The sequence below is a fragment of the Flavobacterium collinsii genome (genome assembly GCF_946903285.1).
GTDB classification, from domain to species: Bacteria; Bacteroidota; Bacteroidia; order Flavobacteriales; family Flavobacteriaceae; genus Flavobacterium; species Flavobacterium collinsii.
This window is the reverse complement of record NZ_OX336425.1, coordinates 2,031,358-2,048,800: the sequence shown is the minus strand read 5'-3', so window position 1 is coordinate 2,048,800 and position 17,443 is coordinate 2,031,358. Positions and strand designations below refer to the sequence as shown.

Annotated in this window: 15 protein-coding genes; 11 read left to right on the top strand and 4 right to left on the bottom strand. The window is 35.7% G+C overall.

The genetic code is table 11. The features are described from left to right. Positions 1-57: 57 nt before the first annotated feature. Together OGZ34_RS08990 and topA are read right to left on the bottom strand one after the other, a co-directional pair. Positions 58-1,209, bottom strand: a complete 1,152-nt coding sequence (locus OGZ34_RS08990) for a formimidoylglutamase (protein WP_173967695.1) — start codon at positions 1,207-1,209, stop codon at positions 58-60. Between the two features lie 3 nt (positions 1,210-1,212). Further along, positions 1,213-3,729 carry a type I DNA topoisomerase gene (topA, locus tag OGZ34_RS08985; RefSeq protein WP_173967694.1) on the bottom strand — a complete coding sequence of 839 codons (2,517 nt, stop codon included), beginning with the start codon at positions 3,727-3,729 and terminating at the stop codon, positions 1,213-1,215. Between the two features lie 297 nt (positions 3,730-4,026). On the opposite strand from topA, the gene miaB reads away from it, so the two are divergent. The 11 genes from miaB (at position 4,027) to OGZ34_RS08930 (ending at position 15,472) form a co-directional block, all read left to right on the top strand. Beyond that, entirely contained in the window at positions 4,027-5,472 is a 1,446-nt protein-coding gene (miaB, locus tag OGZ34_RS08980) for a tRNA (N6-isopentenyl adenosine(37)-C2)-methylthiotransferase MiaB (protein WP_263362805.1), read from the top strand. Positions 5,473-5,558: 86 nt separating this feature from the next. Continuing rightward, positions 5,559-5,930, top strand: a complete 372-nt coding sequence (locus tag OGZ34_RS08975; RefSeq protein ID WP_263362804.1) for a GxxExxY protein — start codon at positions 5,559-5,561, stop codon at positions 5,928-5,930. A gap of 133 nt (positions 5,931-6,063) precedes the next feature. Next, a complete protein-coding gene (locus OGZ34_RS08970; RefSeq protein ID WP_173967691.1) occupies positions 6,064-7,317 on the top strand; it encodes a sigma-54 interaction domain-containing protein in 1,254 nt (417 codons plus the stop codon). Positions 7,318-7,494: 177 nt separating this feature from the next. After that, the gene (locus OGZ34_RS08965; RefSeq protein WP_263362803.1) at positions 7,495-7,998 is read left to right on the top strand and encodes an LptE family protein; all 504 of its coding nucleotides are present in this window, start codon (positions 7,495-7,497) and stop codon (positions 7,996-7,998) included. Positions 7,999-8,109: 111 nt separating this feature from the next. Further along, positions 8,110-9,429, top strand: a complete 1,320-nt coding sequence (locus OGZ34_RS08960; protein WP_263362802.1) for a tetratricopeptide repeat protein — start codon at positions 8,110-8,112, stop codon at positions 9,427-9,429. A gap of 3 nt (positions 9,430-9,432) precedes the next feature. Beyond that, positions 9,433-9,771, top strand: coding sequence for a preprotein translocase subunit SecG (gene secG / locus OGZ34_RS08955; protein WP_173967688.1), 339 nt, complete (start codon positions 9,433-9,435; stop codon positions 9,769-9,771). Between the two features lie 143 nt (positions 9,772-9,914). Then, the gene (locus OGZ34_RS08950) at positions 9,915-10,190 is read left to right on the top strand and encodes a co-chaperone GroES (RefSeq protein ID WP_012023920.1); all 276 of its coding nucleotides are present in this window, start codon (positions 9,915-9,917) and stop codon (positions 10,188-10,190) included. Positions 10,191-10,272: 82 nt separating this feature from the next. Next, positions 10,273-10,629 carry a four helix bundle protein gene (locus OGZ34_RS08945; RefSeq protein WP_263362801.1) on the top strand — a complete coding sequence of 119 codons (357 nt, stop codon included), beginning with the start codon at positions 10,273-10,275 and terminating at the stop codon, positions 10,627-10,629. 127 nt (positions 10,630-10,756) lie between these two features. Next, positions 10,757-12,385 (top strand): chaperonin GroEL, encoded by a 1,629-nt coding sequence (groL, locus tag OGZ34_RS08940; RefSeq protein WP_173967687.1) that lies wholly within the window; start codon positions 10,757-10,759, stop codon positions 12,383-12,385. A 360-nt stretch (positions 12,386-12,745) separates the two neighbouring features. Beyond that, positions 12,746-13,768, top strand: coding sequence for a terpene synthase family protein (locus tag OGZ34_RS08935; protein WP_263362800.1), 1,023 nt, complete (start codon positions 12,746-12,748; stop codon positions 13,766-13,768). Positions 13,769-14,272: 504 nt separating this feature from the next. Further along, positions 14,273-15,472 carry an alkaline phosphatase family protein gene (locus OGZ34_RS08930; protein WP_263362799.1) on the top strand — a complete coding sequence of 400 codons (1,200 nt, stop codon included), beginning with the start codon at positions 14,273-14,275 and terminating at the stop codon, positions 15,470-15,472. 69 nt (positions 15,473-15,541) lie between these two features. On the opposite strand, the gene OGZ34_RS08925 is transcribed toward OGZ34_RS08930, so the two are convergent. Beyond that, complete coding sequence (locus OGZ34_RS08925; protein ID WP_263362798.1) at positions 15,542-17,071, bottom strand: SulP family inorganic anion transporter; 1,530 nt, start codon at positions 17,069-17,071, stop codon at positions 15,542-15,544. 126 nt (positions 17,072-17,197) lie between these two features. Next, positions 17,198-17,410 carry a hypothetical protein gene (locus OGZ34_RS08920; protein WP_173967684.1) on the bottom strand — a complete coding sequence of 71 codons (213 nt, stop codon included), beginning with the start codon at positions 17,408-17,410 and terminating at the stop codon, positions 17,198-17,200. Positions 17,411-17,443: the final 33 nt, after the last annotated feature.

Genomic DNA, 17,443 nt, shown 5'->3' with positions numbered 1-17,443 from the left:
TCATTTAACAGTATTCTTAAAGCACTAAAAAATTAAGATTTCTGCTGAAATTTCATTTTACAACGCATTTTTTCGTTGTGCTTTCCACCATCTTTCCGGCAATTCCTGATTGCAAGCAGAAAGATACTCGTCGTATGAACACGGTAATAACGTATTTCTTTTTAATTTATTGTGGCCATTTGATTCGAACGGAATTTCGATCCACCAACGGTCCGTTTTGTCACTTTTATAAAAAATCAACTCTTCATCTTCCAGAGGAACAATATATTTTAAATACGTTGCTCTACTACCAAAAGGGTATTCCTTCGATCGGTAGTGATATCCTTCGATAAAATACCACACTATTTGTGCAATAATAGCCGATTCTGGTGCTGTACTATTATGATTAAAAATTCCAAAGCAGGAAACTTTATCACTAATTCCGGCATATCTGGCTAATGAACATATTTCTTTTCCGTTGAAACCGTTTGGCTCAAATGAAATCATGTTCCCTGAAGCTGATGATTTTACCGAATTCAAATCAATACTAACCAAATCAGCATCCCTGAAAACAGGCTCTGCCAATGCAATATTATTTGAAATCTCACCTAAACGATACGCATCAAAGAATAGCTTTTCGATCAGATCAATTTCTTCCTGTGAATTGTAATAGGTTTGATAACCTATATTACAGTAGTTAAAAAGATTGTTAGGTTCATCGATAATAATTTGGGTCAAATAAGAATTAGCCGAAACCGTTTCGTTTTCTTTACCAAAATCAAACTTATTATCCACTGCAACCATGTTTACCATTTGCTCCAAATCATCATAAGCACGATACAAAGCATAAGTCAAATCCTGTGAACCCCCAACGACTATAGGAATTACTTTATTCTTTATTAAGGCAGAAGTCACTTTTTTCAAAGCAAAATAAGTATCCGCAACAGAATCACCTGCGAGAATATCTCCCAAATCCGCAATCGAAGCATCCCAGTTACCAGGAAACATGCTATAAAGTCTTTTACGAACCGCATTCAAATTAACCACATTCACAGCATCGTCATTGCGACGGTCTTCCAAAACACCTATGATTGCAATAGTTATTTTGCTAATATCCGGAAACTGATCTTGAGTATGCAAAACTATTTTACTACCCAGCTCTTGTGAAGACAACGAACTAATGAATTTTAAAATTCCTTCGTTAACCGGTTCTAAAAAATCAAATTCCATTCTTTATTTCTTTTTTGCAGCCGGTTTTTTAGCCGGAGCTTTCTTTGCTGTTGTTGTTTTTTTAGCCGGAGTCTTTTTAGCCGGTGTTTTTTTTGCGATCATTTCCTGAACTTCGGCCAATGTTAATTTTGTAGCATCAACATCTTTACTCAATTCAATTTTGATTTTCCCCTTTGTAATCACAGAGCGACCCCAACGGGCTTTTTCAACCAAAATCCCTTCTTCTTCCCAATTATGAAGTACTTTATCGATATTCTTTTGCAATTTATCTTCAATCAATTCTTCAATATCTGCCTGAGATAAATTATCAAAATTATATTTCTTACTCACATTTACAAAAAGACCATTCCATTTGATAAACGGACCAAAACGACCAACTCCTTTTTGAACCGACTCTCCTTTATACACCGCAATTGGCGCATCAGCAAGTGCTTTTTCATCGATCAATTCCTGAGCTCTCTCTTTAGAAAGACTTAGAGGATCTTCTCCTCTTGGTAACGAAATAAAAACACTTCCGTGACGTACATAAGGACCATAGCGACCATTATTCACTTCAACTTCTTCTCCTTTATACTCTCCTAAACTTTTAGGAAGTAAAAACAAATTCAAAGCATCTTCCAGTGTAATACTTCCAATATTCTGATCTGCCATTAAGCTGGCAAACTTTTTATCCTCATCATCCGCTTCTCCAATCTGAGCCATTGGACCAAATTTTCCTAAACGAACTGAAACTTGTCTTCCGTCAGCATCTTTTCCTAAAATTCTCTCCCCACTTTCACGTTCAGCATTAGCCTCAACTTCTTTTACATTTGGGTGAAATTTATTGTAAAACTCCTGCATCATGGTAGCCCAATCGATATTTCCTTCAGCAATTTCATCAAAATCCTGCTCTACTTTTGCTGTAAAATTATAATCCAGAATGTTTCCAAAATTTTTCACTAAGAAATCAGTAACAATTGTTCCGATATCTGTTGGAACTAATTTCCCTTTATCCGAACCTGTATTTTCTTTTAATAATTTCTCTCCAACTTTACTATTTTGTAATGTCAATTGGGTATAATTACGCTCCTGACCTTCCAGAGTTCCCTTTTCAACATAATTTCTGTTAATGATGGTAGAAATTGTTGGTGCATAGGTAGACGGGCGTCCAATTCCTAATTCCTCTAATTTTTTTACCAAGGAAGCTTCTGTATAACGTGCCGGAGGTCTTGAATACCTTTCGGTTGCAGTAATATAGTTGTTCGCTAATTTTTCGTTTACTTTTAAGGCCGGCAACATTCCTTCCTGTTCTTCTTCATCATCATCGTGTCCTTCCAGGTACACTTTTAAGAATCCTTCAAAAAGTAAAACTTCTCCGGAAGCTGTAAAAATTTCATCGTGATTGTTCGCCTCGATTTTTACATTTGTTCTTTCCAATTGTGCATCACTCATTTGTGAAGCCAGGGTTCTCTTCCAGATCAAATCATACAAACGAGCCTGATCACGATCGATGTTCACAGTGTGACGTGACATATCAGTAGGACGAATAGCCTCATGCGCCTCTTGTGCTCCTTTATTCTTGTTCGCAAAAGTTCTCGGCTTAGAAAATTCTTTTCCGTATGATTTTATAATTTCAGCTTCAGCAGCATTCATCGCTTCAGTAGAAAGGTTCACACTATCGGTTCTCATATAAGTGATCAATCCGGCTTCGTACAAACGTTGTGCTAACTGCATGGTGATTCCAACCGGTAAATACAATTTTCTTGCTGCTTCCTGTTGCAGCGTTGAAGTTGTAAAAGGTGCTGTTGGTGATTTTTTGGTAGGTTTAGTTTCTAAATCGGCTACCTGATATTGAGATCCGATGTTTTTATTTAAAAAATCTTCGGCTTCTTTTTTAGTATTGAAGTTCTTTGGCAATTTCGCTTTAAAAGCTTTACCAGCCTCATTTACAAATTCTGCAACGATAGAATAAGTTGCAACTGCATTAAAGTTTTGAATTTCACGTTCACGCTCTACAATCAAACGTACAGAAACAGATTGTACACGACCTGCGGATAAACCTCCTTTAATTTTTCTCCACAATACCGGAGACAATTCGTAACCTACCAAACGATCCAAAACACGACGTGCCTGTTGTGCGTTTACCAGATTATAATCAATTTCTCTCGGATTATCGATTGCTTTAAGAATTGCAGTCTTAGTAATTTCGTGAAAAACAATTCTTTTCGTTTTTTTAGTATCTAGTTTCAATTCTTCCGCCAGGTGCCATGAAATAGCCTCCCCCTCGCGGTCCTCATCGCTCGCTAACCAAACCATTTCGGCATTCTTAGATAGTGTTTTCAGTTTACTTACCAGGGCTTTTTTATCCGGAGAAACTTCATATTTAGGTTTAAAACCATTCTCAACATCCACCCCTATTTCCTTTGATGGTAAGTCGGCTATGTGCCCATAACTTGACTCTACCTGAAAATCACTTCCCAAAAATTTCTCTATCGTTTTCGCCTTTGCAGGTGACTCCACTATTACTAAATTCTTTGCCATTGCTCTATTTTTCTGCAACAAAAGTATCTATTTTTTTTAAATATCTGCCCCGCGAACTCATTTTTGAGTTATTTTAGTATTATGTTTCCTAAAATTGCAGATTTATCTGTAATCTCTCTTCATACATATATAGGTGTAGATTTTATATTGTTGATTTCAGATTTTAGATCACAAAGTACAGCTCACAACTCACAGGTCACATCCCACAAATTACAAAATCATAAATCTAAAATCTTTTCTCTGCCATCTTGTCAGATTCACGGCATTTACCTTATCTTTGCACTTTGAAATTATACAATGGAAAAGATTATTGAGGAAAGCAAACAAGGCGAAAGCCTCGTTTTGGAAAATAAACCTGAGAATACTAAAAAACTTTTTATTGAAAGTTACGGTTGTGCGATGAATTTTTCGGACAGTGAAATTGTAGCTTCCATCTTATCTGAAAACGGTTTTAACACTACACAAACTCTTGAAGACGCTGATTTAGTTTTGGTAAATACCTGCTCGATTCGAGATAAGGCAGAACAAACTATTCGCAAGCGTCTGGAAAAATATAATGCGGTAAAACGTATCAATCCGAAAATGAAAGTAGGCGTTTTGGGCTGTATGGCCGAGCGTTTAAAAAGTCAGTTTTTAGAGGAAGAAAAGATAGTTGATCTTGTTGTTGGACCTGATGCCTACAAAGATCTTCCGAATTTATTAGCAGAAGTTGAGGAAGGACGCGATGCCATCAATGTAATTTTATCAAAAGAAGAAACTTACGGAGACATTTCACCCGTTCGCTTAATGAGTAACGGAATTACTGCTCTGGTTTCCATCACCCGTGGCTGTGACAATATGTGCACGTTTTGCGTTGTACCTTTTACACGCGGGCGTGAACGCAGTCGTGAACCTCAGAGTATCATGAATGAAATTCAGGATTTATGGGACAAAGGCTTTAAAGAAATTACGTTATTAGGTCAAAATGTCGACAGTTACCTTTGGTACGGCGGCGGCTTAAAAAAGGATTTCGTAAATGCTTCTGAAATGCAGAAAGCAACAGCAGTTGATTTCGATCAATTACTGGAGATGGTAGCCGTCGGTTTTCCAAAAATGCGTATCCGTTTTTCGACATCTAATCCGCAGGACATGCATGAAAGTGTATTGCACGTTATTGCGAAACATCCTAATATTTGCAAACACATTCACTTACCGGTTCAATCGGGAAGTAACAGAATTTTAAAAGAAATGAATCGTTTGCACACTCGTGAAGAATACATGACTTTGATTGATAAAATCAGAGCAATTATTCCGAACGCATCGATTTCACAAGATATGATCGCCGGTTTTCCTACAGAAACTGAACAAGATCATCAGGACACCATGAGTTTGATGGAATATGTGAAGTATAATTTTGGTTATATGTACTCCTACTCTGAGCGTCCGGGAACTTTGGCCGGAAGAAAAATGGAAGATGATGTTGCTGAAGAAACCAAAGCCAGAAGATTACAGGAAATTGTCGACTTACAACAAAAGCATGCCTGGTTTCGCAGTGAAGAATTCGTAGGACAAACGGTTGAAGTCTTAGTCGAGAAAGTCTCTAAAAAATCAACTGAAGAATTCTCAGGAAGAAATTCACAAAGTATTACGGTAGTTTTCCCTAAAGAAAATTATAAAATCGGAGATTTTGTAAACGTAAAAATCACAAGCTGTACTAGTGGAACTTTAAAAGGTAAAGCGGTTGGATTGAGTGCAATGAATTAAAGTTTTTTTAGCCACAAATCTTACTGATTTACACTAATTTTCTTACTTTAATTAATAATTCAATATGTTTGTATAAAAAGACAAAGATGGAAGAATATAGAAAGGAAGAATATTTTAAAATAGTTGGCATCTGTATGGAAATTCATAGAATCCTTGGCGGAGGCCTGCTTGAAATTGTTTACAAAGATGCTTTAGAATATGAATTTAAAAAACACAATATTCCCTTTCAACGTGAAAAAGAATATAGCATTAAATACAAAGACATTGTTTTAGTACATAAGTTCTATGCTGATTTTGTTATTTATGATGAAATTATTTTAGAAGTAAAAGCATCAAAAGATATTATAGACGAATACACAGCTCAAACAATTAATTATTTAAGACTAGCTGATAGTGATTTAGGAATTATTGTTAACTTTAATAAAAAGTCACTACAACATAAAAGAGTTATTCATTAACCCGATTTCAAAAAATTCGTGAAAATTTGTGAAATTCGTGGCAAATGATAAAAATATTATTTGTGGTTTTAACACTCTAATCTATTCAATAGACTGAAACCTGAAACAAATAAAACTTGAAACAAAAACATACATGGAAACAGTTCAAGCAATAAAACAGCGATTTGAGATTATCGGAAACGATCCTAAACTAAATCGCGCTATTGAGAAAGCCATTCAGGTTGCGCCTACTGATATTTCGGTAATGGTAACCGGGGAAAGTGGTGTAGGTAAAGAAAATATTCCAAGAATCATCCATTCGCTTTCACACAGAAAACACGGAAAATATATTGCTGTAAACTGCGGAGCAATTCCGGAGGGAACAATCGACAGTGAGCTTTTTGGTCACGAAAAAGGAGCTTTTACAGGTGCTACAAGCACACGTGAAGGTTATTTTGAAGTAGCCGATGGCGGAACTATTTTCCTGGATGAAGTTGGAGAATTACCTTTAACCACCCAGGTTCGTTTGCTTCGTGTACTTGAAAATGGCGAATTTATCAAAGTAGGTTCATCACAGGTTCAAAAAACCAATGTTCGAATTGTAGCCGCTACAAACGTCAATTTGTTCAATGCAATCGAAAAAGGAAAGTTCCGTGAGGATTTATACTATCGTTTGACGACCGTAGAGATTACTTTACCTCCATTGCGTGAAAGAAACGATGACATTCATTTATTGTTTAGAAAATTTGTAGCCGACTTTGCACACAAATACAAAATGCCTCCATTAAAGCTGGACGATGATGCTGTACAGCTTCTTCAAAAGTTCAGATGGAACGGAAACATTCGTCAATTGCGAAATGTGGCAGAACAGATTTCGGTTCTGGAAACCAATCGTGATATTTCATTAGCTACTTTACAATCATATTTGCCAACCGAAGGAAGTAACTTACCTTCTGTTATTAACGAAAACAAAAAGGAAAGTGATTTCAGTACCGAAAGAGACATCTTGTACAAGGTACTTTTTGATATGAAAAGTGACCTGAATGATTTAAAGAAACTTACTTTAGAATTAATGAAAAATGGCACGAAAGTGCAGGATATCAATCCGAATTTAATTCAGAAAATATACGGTTCTCAGGAAAACGAAAGCGAAATTGATTTTGAAGAAGAACCAAGAACCGCTGTAATGACCCCTACTGCACGCGAAGAAAATTATCAAATGCAGGATGACAATTATTTGTTTGCAGAAACCATCGAAGAAGAAGAGGTTTTACGTTTGGAACAGAAAGAAATCGAAATGATCAAAAAGTCATTAGAAAAAAACAAAGGGAAACGAAAAGCTGCGGCGGATGAATTAGGAATTTCCGAACGAACTTTGTACAGAAAAATTAAACAATTCGATTTATAACAAATAAATATTAAATTCCAAGTTTAAAAACTGAATCTAAAAAATAAACTCCAAATTGCTTCGCCAGTTCGCCAGCGCTCAAATCCAAATTGTTATATTTGAAAAAAATAGAGTTTCCCCAAAATTGGAATTTGAGATTTGGAATTTAAAACATTGGATTTTACCCCAATTGATATTATGAAAAAAATATATTCTTTACTAGCCTTAATGAGCTTGTTCCTGTTAAGCGGTTGTTCGGTTTACAACTTTACGGGAACAGGAAACATCGATGCCAAAACTTTTCAGGTTAACTTTTTTCAGAATAATGCTGATTTAATTGAACCGGGAATCGACAGAACTTTTACCTTAACGTTACAGGATTTGATTCAAAATCAAACCAATTTAAACTTAGTCAGCAATAGTGGAGATTTAGTTTACGAAGGAGAAATTATAGATTACAGAACTACTCCAATGACAGCAACTGCCAATCAGGGAGCTTCTCAAAACCGTTTGACTGTTCGTGTAAATGTTAGATTCACAAACAAAAAGAAAGAAAAAGATGATTTCGAAAGAACATTTGAATTCTACTATGATTTCGAAGGACAGGGACTGCCTACCGGAAGCACTCTGAATACAGCATTACAGGTTATTTTTGAAAGAATCACCCAAGATATTTTCAATGAGTCATTAGCAAAATGGTAGTTTACTTATTTGTTTAATCGTTAAAAACTTTAACCGTTCAACCGATTAAACAGTCAAACAATTAAAACAATTAAAACGATTAAACAGTTAACCGATTAAACAAAAGAATAAATGAATGTAACGGATTATACCTACTTAATGAACAAGCCTGATGCAATTACAGAAAAGCAGGCAGATGCATTAGGAAGTGTTTTGAATGAGTTCCCATATTTTCAAAGCGCAAGAGCATTGCGCTTGAAAGGACTTTACGATCAAAACAGCTTTAAGTATAATTATGCCCTAAAAGTTACGGCAGCACATACTACGGATCGTACCGTTTTATTTGATTTTATTACTTCTGAGGCTTTTACCTCTATTCAAAGCGAATATTACGACAAAAAACTAAGAGACCTACTGGAAATTAAAGTTTTTGACAGTGAAATTGTTTCATTTGAAGAAATAAAAAAAACAACTGAGATCAGAATTGATCCAATCGAACAATCTATTCTGGACTCTATAAAAGAAGCCGCAACAGTAACTTTTGAAAAACCGATAAAAATAGAAGAAGAACCTGTAAAACCCTTCATTGAGCAATCTATTCTAGATGCTGTAAAAGAAATCGCAGCAGTAACTTTTGAAGAACCCGTAAAAACAGAAGAAAAACCTGTTGAAGTTGTTGTCGAACAACCCGTTTCTGTCACTCCTATAAAAGCCGCTCCAATAACTGTAGAAGAACCCATAAAAACGGAACAGCCAGAAGCAAATTTAGCGATAGAACAACCTATATTACCACCGGCTAAAGAACCAACACCAACCTTTTTCGATGAAATCGTAGAGGAAGAAATTCCGGAAGTAAAAATTAATCCAATTGAGCAATCGATTTTAAATTCTATAAAAGAAGCAACAACAGTTGTTCCTGAACAGCCTAAAGCAGTTGAAGAACTAAAAGAAGTTGAAGTTCCGGAGAGTGTAAAAGTTGCAGAAGAAAATCTGGAAATAGGACAGCCTTTTGATTTTTCTGTTAATGAAAAACATTCTTTTCAAGAATGGCTGCAATTATCCAGAACGGAACCTATTGACAGAACTGAAGAAACTTCACCCGAAATAAAACAGGCTGAAAAAGTAACCGAATCAAAAATTGAAACTGAAACAATTGACGAAGAGAAAAAGAAAAAAGCGGAATTAATCGATAAATTCATCGAAACCAATCCGAAAATCTCTCCTATCAAACAGACTGCAATAACGCAAACAGTTCAATCTGACTTAAACAAAGAAGATAATTCTTACTTAATGACAGAGACTTTAGCCAGAGTATATTTAGAACAAAAAAAATATACAAAAGCAATACAAGCATATGAAATATTAATTTTGAAATATCCAGAAAAAATTAGTTTCTTTGCAGACCGTATTTCGGATATAAAGATTTTACAACAAAATAACAATAATATTTAAACAATGAGCACATTTTCAATTTTTTTAGTTTTAATCACAATAGTTTGCTTTCTATTGATCGTAGTAATCATGGTACAAAACCCTAAAGGAGGCGGATTGTCTTCTACAATTAGCGGAACTCAAATGTTAGGTGGGGTACAAAAAACAACTGACTTTTTAGACAAAAGTACTTGGACATTGGCTACTATTTTGATTGCTTTAATTTTGCTTTCAAGCTTAAGTTTCACAGGATCATTAAGTGACGGTGAGTCTAAAATTATTGAAAAAACTGAAGCGCCTGCTGCTACACCAGCTGCTCCAGCTCAACAAACACCTGCTCCGGCAACACCTGCAGCAAAATAATAATTTGCAATATCAATATAAAATGCCAGCCTGTCAAAGCTGGCATTTTTTTTAAGAAATAATGTCAGTTTTATGAGCATGGCACAGTTTCTGAAAGTTTCTAGAACATTAAAAAACGTATAACCTAATAATATAATAAAATCATGGCTTTAAACATAAAACCGCTTTCAGACCGCGTACTTATTGAGCCTGTTGCAGCTGAAACTAAAACTGCATCAGGAATCTTTATTCCAGATACTGCCAAAGAAAAACCACAAAAAGGAACTGTAGTTGCAGTAGGAAACGGATCAAAAGATCATACAATGACTGTAAAAGTGGGCGATACTGTTCTTTATGGTAAATACGCAGGAACAGAATTAAAACTGGAAGGAACTGATTATTTGATTATGCGTGAGGATGATATCCTTGCAATTATCTAAATTGTTGTAAGCTATAAGCTTTAAGCTGTAGGCTTTTCAGAAAGCTTAAAGCATATTGCCTAAAGCTTAAAGCTACAAAAAAATGAGAGATTTTAAAAAATATGACATTTGGCAGCTAAGTCATTCTTTCACCTTAGAGATTTATAAAATAACTTCTACTTTTCCAAAAGAAGAACTTTATGGATTAACAAGTCAAATAAGAAGAGCCTCTTCATCAATTCCAACTAATATTAGTGAAGGATGTGGAAGAAATAGCGACAAAGAGTTCAATCAATTTCTCAACATAGCTTTGGGTTCTGCAAATGAAACCGAATATCTTTTGATTTTAATTAAAGACCTGCAATATCTGAACAATGAAGTTGCAGAAAATCTAATCGAGAAAATCAATAATATAAAAAGCAAAATTTACAAATTAAAGCAAATACTAATTAAGCCGTAGGCTGTAAGCAATAAGCCCTAAGCTTCCAAAAAAGCCTAAAGCCTAAAGCCTAAAGCTTAAAGCAAAAACAAATATTAATTCAGCAGTAGAAAAGCGTAAAGCCTACTGCCTAAAGCAATAATAAAAAATGGCAAAAGATATAAAATTTGATATTGAAGCACGTGACGGATTAAAACGTGGTGTTGATGCATTAGCAAATGCTGTAAAAGTAACTCTTGGACCAAAAGGTCGTAACGTAATTATCGGAAAATCATTTGGTGGACCAACCGTTACTAAAGATGGTGTTTCGGTTGCAAAAGAAATCGAATTAAAAGACCCATTAGAAAACATGGGCGCACAAATGGTTAAAGAAGTAGCTTCTAAAACCAATGATTTAGCGGGTGACGGGACTACAACTGCTACAGTTTTAGCTCAGGCAATCGTAAAAGAAGGCCTTAAAAACGTTGCAGCAGGAGCAAATCCAATGGATTTGAAACGTGGTATCGATAAAGCGGTTGAAGCAATCGTTGCTGATCTTGCAAAACAAGCAAAAGTAGTAGGAAGTGATTCTGATAAAATCAAACAAATTGCTTCTATCTCTGCAAACAATGACGAAGTGATTGGGGAACTAATCGCTACTGCATTTGCAAAAGTGGGTAAAGAAGGAGTTATTACTGTTGAAGAAGCTAAAGGAACTGATACATTTGTAGATGTTGTGGAAGGTATGCAGTTTGACAGAGGATATCTTTCTCCTTACTTCGTAACAAATCCAGAAAAAATGGAAGTTGAATTAGACTCTCCATACATCTTATTATACGACAAAAAAGTATCTTCTTTAAAAGAATTACTACCTGTTTTAGAACCAGTTGCTCAATCAGGAAAACCATTATTAATTATTGCTGAAGATGTTGACGGAGAAGCTCTGTCTACATTAGTAGTAAACAAATTAAGAGGTGCTCTTAAAATCGCTGCTGTAAAGGCTCCAGGTTTTGGTGACAGAAGAAAAGCAATGTTAGAAGACATCGCAATCTTAACTGGTGGAACTGTAATTTCTGAAGAAAGAGGTTATACACTAGAAAATACAACGATCGAAATGTTAGGAACTGCAAAAAGAGTTTCTATCGATAAAGACAACACAACCATTGTGAGTGGTGCTGGTGAAGCTGATATCATCAAAAACAGAGTAAACCAAATTAAAGGTCAAATGGAGGCTACTACATCTGATTATGATAAAGAAAAATTGCAAGAGCGTTTGGCTAAATTAGCTGGTGGTGTTGCTGTTCTTTATGTTGGTGCTGCTTCTGAAGTTGAAATGAAAGAGAAAAAAGACAGAGTTGATGATGCGTTACACGCAACACGTGCTGCTGTTGAAGAAGGAATTGTTGCTGGTGGTGGTGTAGCTTTATTAAGAGCAAAAGCTGCTTTGGCTGACCTTAAAGCGGATAATGCTGACGAGGCAACCGGAATTCAAATTGTAGCTCGCGCTGTTGAATCTCCATTAAGAACTATTGTTGAAAATGCAGGTCTTGAAGGTTCTGTAGTAGTAGCAAAAGTAGGTGAAGGTTCTGGTGACTTTGGTTACAACGCAAAAACTGATGAATATGTAGACATGCTTAAAGCAGGTATTATCGATCCTAAAAAAGTAACTCGTGTTGCATTAGAAAATGCTGCTTCAGTTTCTGGAATGATCTTAACTACCGAGTGTGCATTAATCGATATTAAAGAAGAAAACGCTGGCGGAATGCCAATGGGTGGCGGTATGCCAGGAATGATGTAATCGTTCTTTTCTTTAAAACTTAAAAAGAGGAAGTCTCAATACTATGAGATTTCCTCTTTTTCTTTTTAATTAACATAACACCATTAAAAACAGTCCTTTTTTTGATATCAAAAAAAGGAACAAAGTCATTTATTGAAAGATTAATACTGCTTTTTTATATCTTTGAGTTTTGAGACGACCTCTTTTGCGTATGAGATTTGAGAGTGGGATTGATTCTTACTAGCCTGAATAACAAAACCTTACTTTGTTGTTACGCTTCCAGAACAGGCCGACAGTCACGAGATATTAGAAATCATAGACATACCATATGGTTTAGAAAACAATAATAAATCAAATTTAATCTATTTAATCTAAAGACTTATGTACAACAATTTGCCCCGTCCCGAATATCCTTTTCTGAAAGGTTGGGAATTCGACAACAATCAATTACTTAGTCCATACGCAGATCAGCTGGTAGCCGACACCAACGGCATTATGGAAACCTATGAGATGCTGACAGAAGAAAATCGAAAAAAATATATTTTAATGAAACCCGCCCTGATTACAGCCCGTATGTTACCGGACGCTTCAGCAACTTATGAGCATATGGGTATGTGTAACAGAATAACCATATGGATGTTGCTGCAGGATGATTTTTATGAATTGGCTACCCGTCAAGACATTGAGTCCCATCGCCAACGTTTTGAAGCATTGTGGCAAGGAGGTCCATTGCTGCCGGGTGACAATGGAATACTGAAACAAGTAGCCCTTTCCGTAAAAGAACTAAGCCCACTAATGTCCCCACGTTGGAAACAGCGGTGCATTCATTTGTTCAATGAGTACTTTACTTATGGCATGGGAAGCGAAGCACATTATAAGGCAGAATGCAAATGCCCGCCATTGGCAGAGTTTTATCATATACGGGAATTTGCCGTGGCTGCCCATCCATACATGATTTGTCAGGATGTGATGCACCAATATGAATTACCAATTTATGCACAGAACCACCCTGTCATCAGACACCTTACCCGCTTAAATACCCGCATTATGGCATGGCAAAATGACTTTTACACACTCCCTAAAGAAATTGAACGGGATACGGAGAAGATCAATCTTGTACTGGTTTTACAGAATGAATATAAGACCTCTTTAGAAAATGCTTATGCGGAAGCACTCAAAATCAGCGATAATGATATACAAGAATTTCATAAGCTTTATGAAGCCCTTCCCGACTTTGGAAGTTATCATCAACAAGTGCAACGTTACGTAGCCTATATGATGGCCCAGGTACAGGGTCTCCAGTTGTATTATGAACATGATACCCTGAGATATACTAAAGAAGTTTGGGCCGAGCCAGGTTTTGTTCCCGGAAGTTATTCCCGTGAAACAGGAAATACTTTATAAAACAAGCAATAAAAAAAGTGTTTCCAGCAAATAGAAAAAACAAAAGAGAATTGAATTGCAGATTGATAGTTTCTAGTACGAACCCAAAACCCACATCCCAGTTTATGGAATGACCTTAACCACTGAGTGTGCATTAATTGATTATTAAAAAAAGATGCCAGAGGCGGTATGTCAGGAATGATGTAATCGTTCTTTCTTTAAAACTTAAAACGCCGGATATTAATCTGGTGTTTTTTTGCCCAATTTTTTTTTCGCCACGAATTACATGAATTTTCATTAATTATTTTTTCTAATCTTTACGAATATTTTCTTTGTCGCAAACTAAAAGGTTTTCACAGATTAATCTATTTAATCCTTTTAATCTGTGGCAACCTCTTTCAGATAAAACATCCGTAAAAATTCGTGTAATTCGTGGCAAACAATTTTTACTTTATGATTGTTTAACATTCTGTTTTTGCGGATGAAAATGGTTATTAATAACTTTGTAACTCTATAATTACAACAATGAAAAAGCATTTTACCACTCTCCTATCCGTACTTTTCTTCTTGCTTTCTTTTATTTTAAATGCTCAATCCAATAAAGATACTTATGTGGTTTTAGTTTCTATGGATGGATTTCGTTGGGATTATGCCAAACATTTTAAACTTCAAAATCTCGATAAAATAGCAAAACAGGGCGTTCATGCCAAATCAATGCGACCTTCTTACCCAAGTAAAACCTTCCCTAATCATTATGCGATAGTAACCGGACTTTATCCCGATCATCACGGAATTATTAATAATGTTTTTTATGATGCAGCTCTAAACGAATCTTTCTCATTGTCGACAAATGCCAAAAATGATTCCCGATTTTATGGCGGAAATCCCATTTGGAATGTTGCCGAAAAACAGGGCATAAAGACTGCTTCTTTTTTCTGGCCAGGTTCAGATACCGATCAGAAAAGACCTGGTATTTATAAAAAATACGATGACAAAATTCCTTACGAAACCCGAATCGATACTGTAATCAAATGGCTTCAGCTTCCTGAAAAAGAACGTCCGCATTTTATCAGCCTGTATTTTGATGAACCTGATCATACCGGACATAAGTTTGGCCCGCTTTCTCTTGAAAATGAAAAAGCAATCAGAAAAATGGATACGCTTATGGGGCGATTATCTTCTAAACTGGATCAGTTATCAATTGGAAAACAAATCAATCTCATTATTGTTTCAGATCACGGAATGGCCAATATTAGTAATGATAAAAAAGTAGCGGTTCTGGATTATCTGAAGCCCGAATGGCTGGGCTACAAAGCCGTGATTAATCCAATTATGAGTTTACAAGCAAAACCGGGCTTTCAGGATTCCATTGCAAATTCATTAAAGAAAGTACCTCATATTAAATTCTGGAAATCCAATGAGGTTCCAAAAAGACTGCACTACGGAACTAATCCAAGAGTCCATGATTTTGTAATTGAAGCCAAAAAAGGTTACAGTTTGGTAAAAGAATCCTCTCAGGATGTAAACGGAGGTACGCATGGTTATGACAACAAAGAGAAAGACATGCAGGCCATTTTTTACGCAAAAGGCCCTGCTTTTAAAGTAAATAAAACAGTAGGATCATTTCAGAATGTTTCGGTATATCCTTTAATTGCTCACATTCTAGGTTTGCAAATTGATGAAGTCGACGGAAAGTTTAGTGAAGTCAGCAGTATGCTTAAATAATTTAGGAATGCGGCAATTAGATAATTGCTATACGTTACGCATAATTTTTCTAATTGCCACATTATCTAATTAAGAGACTACTTTGTACGTTGGATCTTCAATTACATTTACATCAATAACAGCTTTGGCATTCTTAAGCAAAACAACACAATCTTCACTTAAATGTTTCAATTCGATCACTTTATTTAACTGACTGTACTTTTTCGTCAAACTATTTAATGCTTCAATAGCTGACATATCTGCAATTCGGCTTTCTTTAAAATCAATAATCACATGGTCAGGATCATTTGCAACATCAAATTTCTCTACAAAAGCAGCAATCGAACCAAAAAATAAGGGTCCGTAAATTTCGTAATGTTTTATTCCTGTCTCATCAATATAATGTCTGGCACGAATTCTTTTGGCACTTTCCCATGCAAAAACCAGAGCCGAAATAATCACCCCAATCAAAACTGCCAAAGCCAAATTGTGCAATAAAATTGTAATTACCGCCACCAGAATTCCAACAAAAATATCGTGTTTGGGCATTTTATTTATAATTTTAAAACTTGTCCATTCAAAAGTTTTAATTGCCACCATCATCATAACCCCCACTAAAGCAGCCATTGGTAATTTCCCAATTACAGGCGCTCCAAAAAGAATGATTAATAAAATAGTCAAAGAAGCGATTATTCCCGAAAGTCGCGCTCTCGAACCGGCAGAAAGATTGATCATCGTCTGTGCAATCATTGGACATCCGCCCATCCCAAAAAAGAAGCCATTCACTATATTTGAACTTCCCTGAGCAATACACTCTCTATTACTATTGCCTTTTGTGCCTGTTATCTCATCAACAAGGTTCAAAGTCAATAAACCTTCTGTTAAACCAACTGCTGCAACAATTACCGAATACGGAAATATAATTTTTAAAGTTTCAAAAGAAAGTGGAATATTCGGAATATGAAAAGGAGGAAATCCTCCCTGTACAGAAGCAATATCCTGAACCGTTTTGGTCTCAATATTAAAGATTAGTACGATTGCAAATACGACCATAATAGCCACCAAAGAAGCAGGAACTGTTTTTGTTATCTTCGAAAAAAGCACTACCACTCCAATCGTAAGTAGAACTAAGCACAGCATAATATAAAGTGGAGATCCCTGTAGCCAAATAGTTCGTCCATTCACAACGGTTTTAAATTGTTCCAGCTGTGACATAAAAATTACTACCGCGAGTCCGTTTACAAAACCATACATGACTGGCTGCGGTACCAGTCTGATAAATTTTCCGAGCTTAAAAAGACCAACACAGATCTGAACGATACCTCCAAGCGCGACGGCTGCAAAAACATATTCTATACCGTGCGATTTCATTAAAGCGATTAAAACAATAACGGTCGCTCCTGCCCCACCCGAAATCATTCCAGGTCTTCCTCCAAAAACAGAGGTAACCAAACCCGCAATAAAAGCAGCATACAATCCCACCAAAGGTGGAAAACCGGCTAGAATTGCAAACGATAATGATTCAGGAATCATGGTCATAGCAACTGTTAATCCCGCTAAAATTTCGTTTTTGTAATTGACTTTTTGAGTGAAATCAAAAAGAGAAGACTTTTTTTTCATAAGAACACAAATTTAAAAAATAATGTGCACATATATTAAAGAAAGCTTTCCTATTCTAAAACCGAATCTTAAAACTGTTTCACTAACAGTAAAAAGCAAAAAACAATAAAATTTATCATAGTTTAATTATTCTAATTTTACACAAGTATATCCAAGACAATTTACATAATCGATAATATTGTCAGGCTGCAGATCAATACCTTCTATACGCAATATTTTATCGCAATCTTCTAAATCAAAGTTGATTTTATAATCGGGAAACTGGGTTTGAATAACGGCAATGACATAGTTTTTATCTGCCTCTTTTTGCACATTTGTTTTAAAAACTTCAACAACCATATTTTTCTACTTTAATGATACATGAAATAATCA

Coding starts and splice junctions, on each gene's coding strand:
- OGZ34_RS08970 (WP_173967691.1), top strand. CDS start 6,064: ATGGAAACAGTTCAAGCAATAAAACAGCGATTTGAGATTATCGGAAAC.
- OGZ34_RS08950 (WP_012023920.1), top strand. CDS start 9,915: ATGGCTTTAAACATAAAACCGCTTTCAGACCGCGTACTTATTGAGCCT.
- miaB (WP_263362805.1), top strand. CDS start 4,027: ATGGAAAAGATTATTGAGGAAAGCAAACAAGGCGAAAGCCTCGTTTTG.
- OGZ34_RS08945 (WP_263362801.1), top strand. CDS start 10,273: ATGAGAGATTTTAAAAAATATGACATTTGGCAGCTAAGTCATTCTTTC.
- OGZ34_RS08935 (WP_263362800.1), top strand. CDS start 12,746: ATGTACAACAATTTGCCCCGTCCCGAATATCCTTTTCTGAAAGGTTGG.
- OGZ34_RS08920 (WP_173967684.1), bottom strand. CDS start 17,410: ATGGTTGTTGAAGTTTTTAAAACAAATGTGCAAAAAGAGGCAGATAAA.
- OGZ34_RS08930 (WP_263362799.1), top strand. CDS start 14,273: ATGAAAAAGCATTTTACCACTCTCCTATCCGTACTTTTCTTCTTGCTT.
- OGZ34_RS08975 (WP_263362804.1), top strand. CDS start 5,559: ATGGAAGAATATAGAAAGGAAGAATATTTTAAAATAGTTGGCATCTGT.
- OGZ34_RS08990 (WP_173967695.1), bottom strand. CDS start 1,209: ATGGAATTTGATTTTTTAGAACCGGTTAACGAAGGAATTTTAAAATTC.
- OGZ34_RS08960 (WP_263362802.1), top strand. CDS start 8,110: ATGAATGTAACGGATTATACCTACTTAATGAACAAGCCTGATGCAATT.
- groL (WP_173967687.1), top strand. CDS start 10,757: ATGGCAAAAGATATAAAATTTGATATTGAAGCACGTGACGGATTAAAA.
- secG (WP_173967688.1), top strand. CDS start 9,433: ATGAGCACATTTTCAATTTTTTTAGTTTTAATCACAATAGTTTGCTTT.
- OGZ34_RS08925 (WP_263362798.1), bottom strand. CDS start 17,071: ATGAAAAAAAAGTCTTCTCTTTTTGATTTCACTCAAAAAGTCAATTAC.
- OGZ34_RS08965 (WP_263362803.1), top strand. CDS start 7,495: ATGAAAAAAATATATTCTTTACTAGCCTTAATGAGCTTGTTCCTGTTA.
- topA (WP_173967694.1), bottom strand. CDS start 3,729: ATGGCAAAGAATTTAGTAATAGTGGAGTCACCTGCAAAGGCGAAAACG.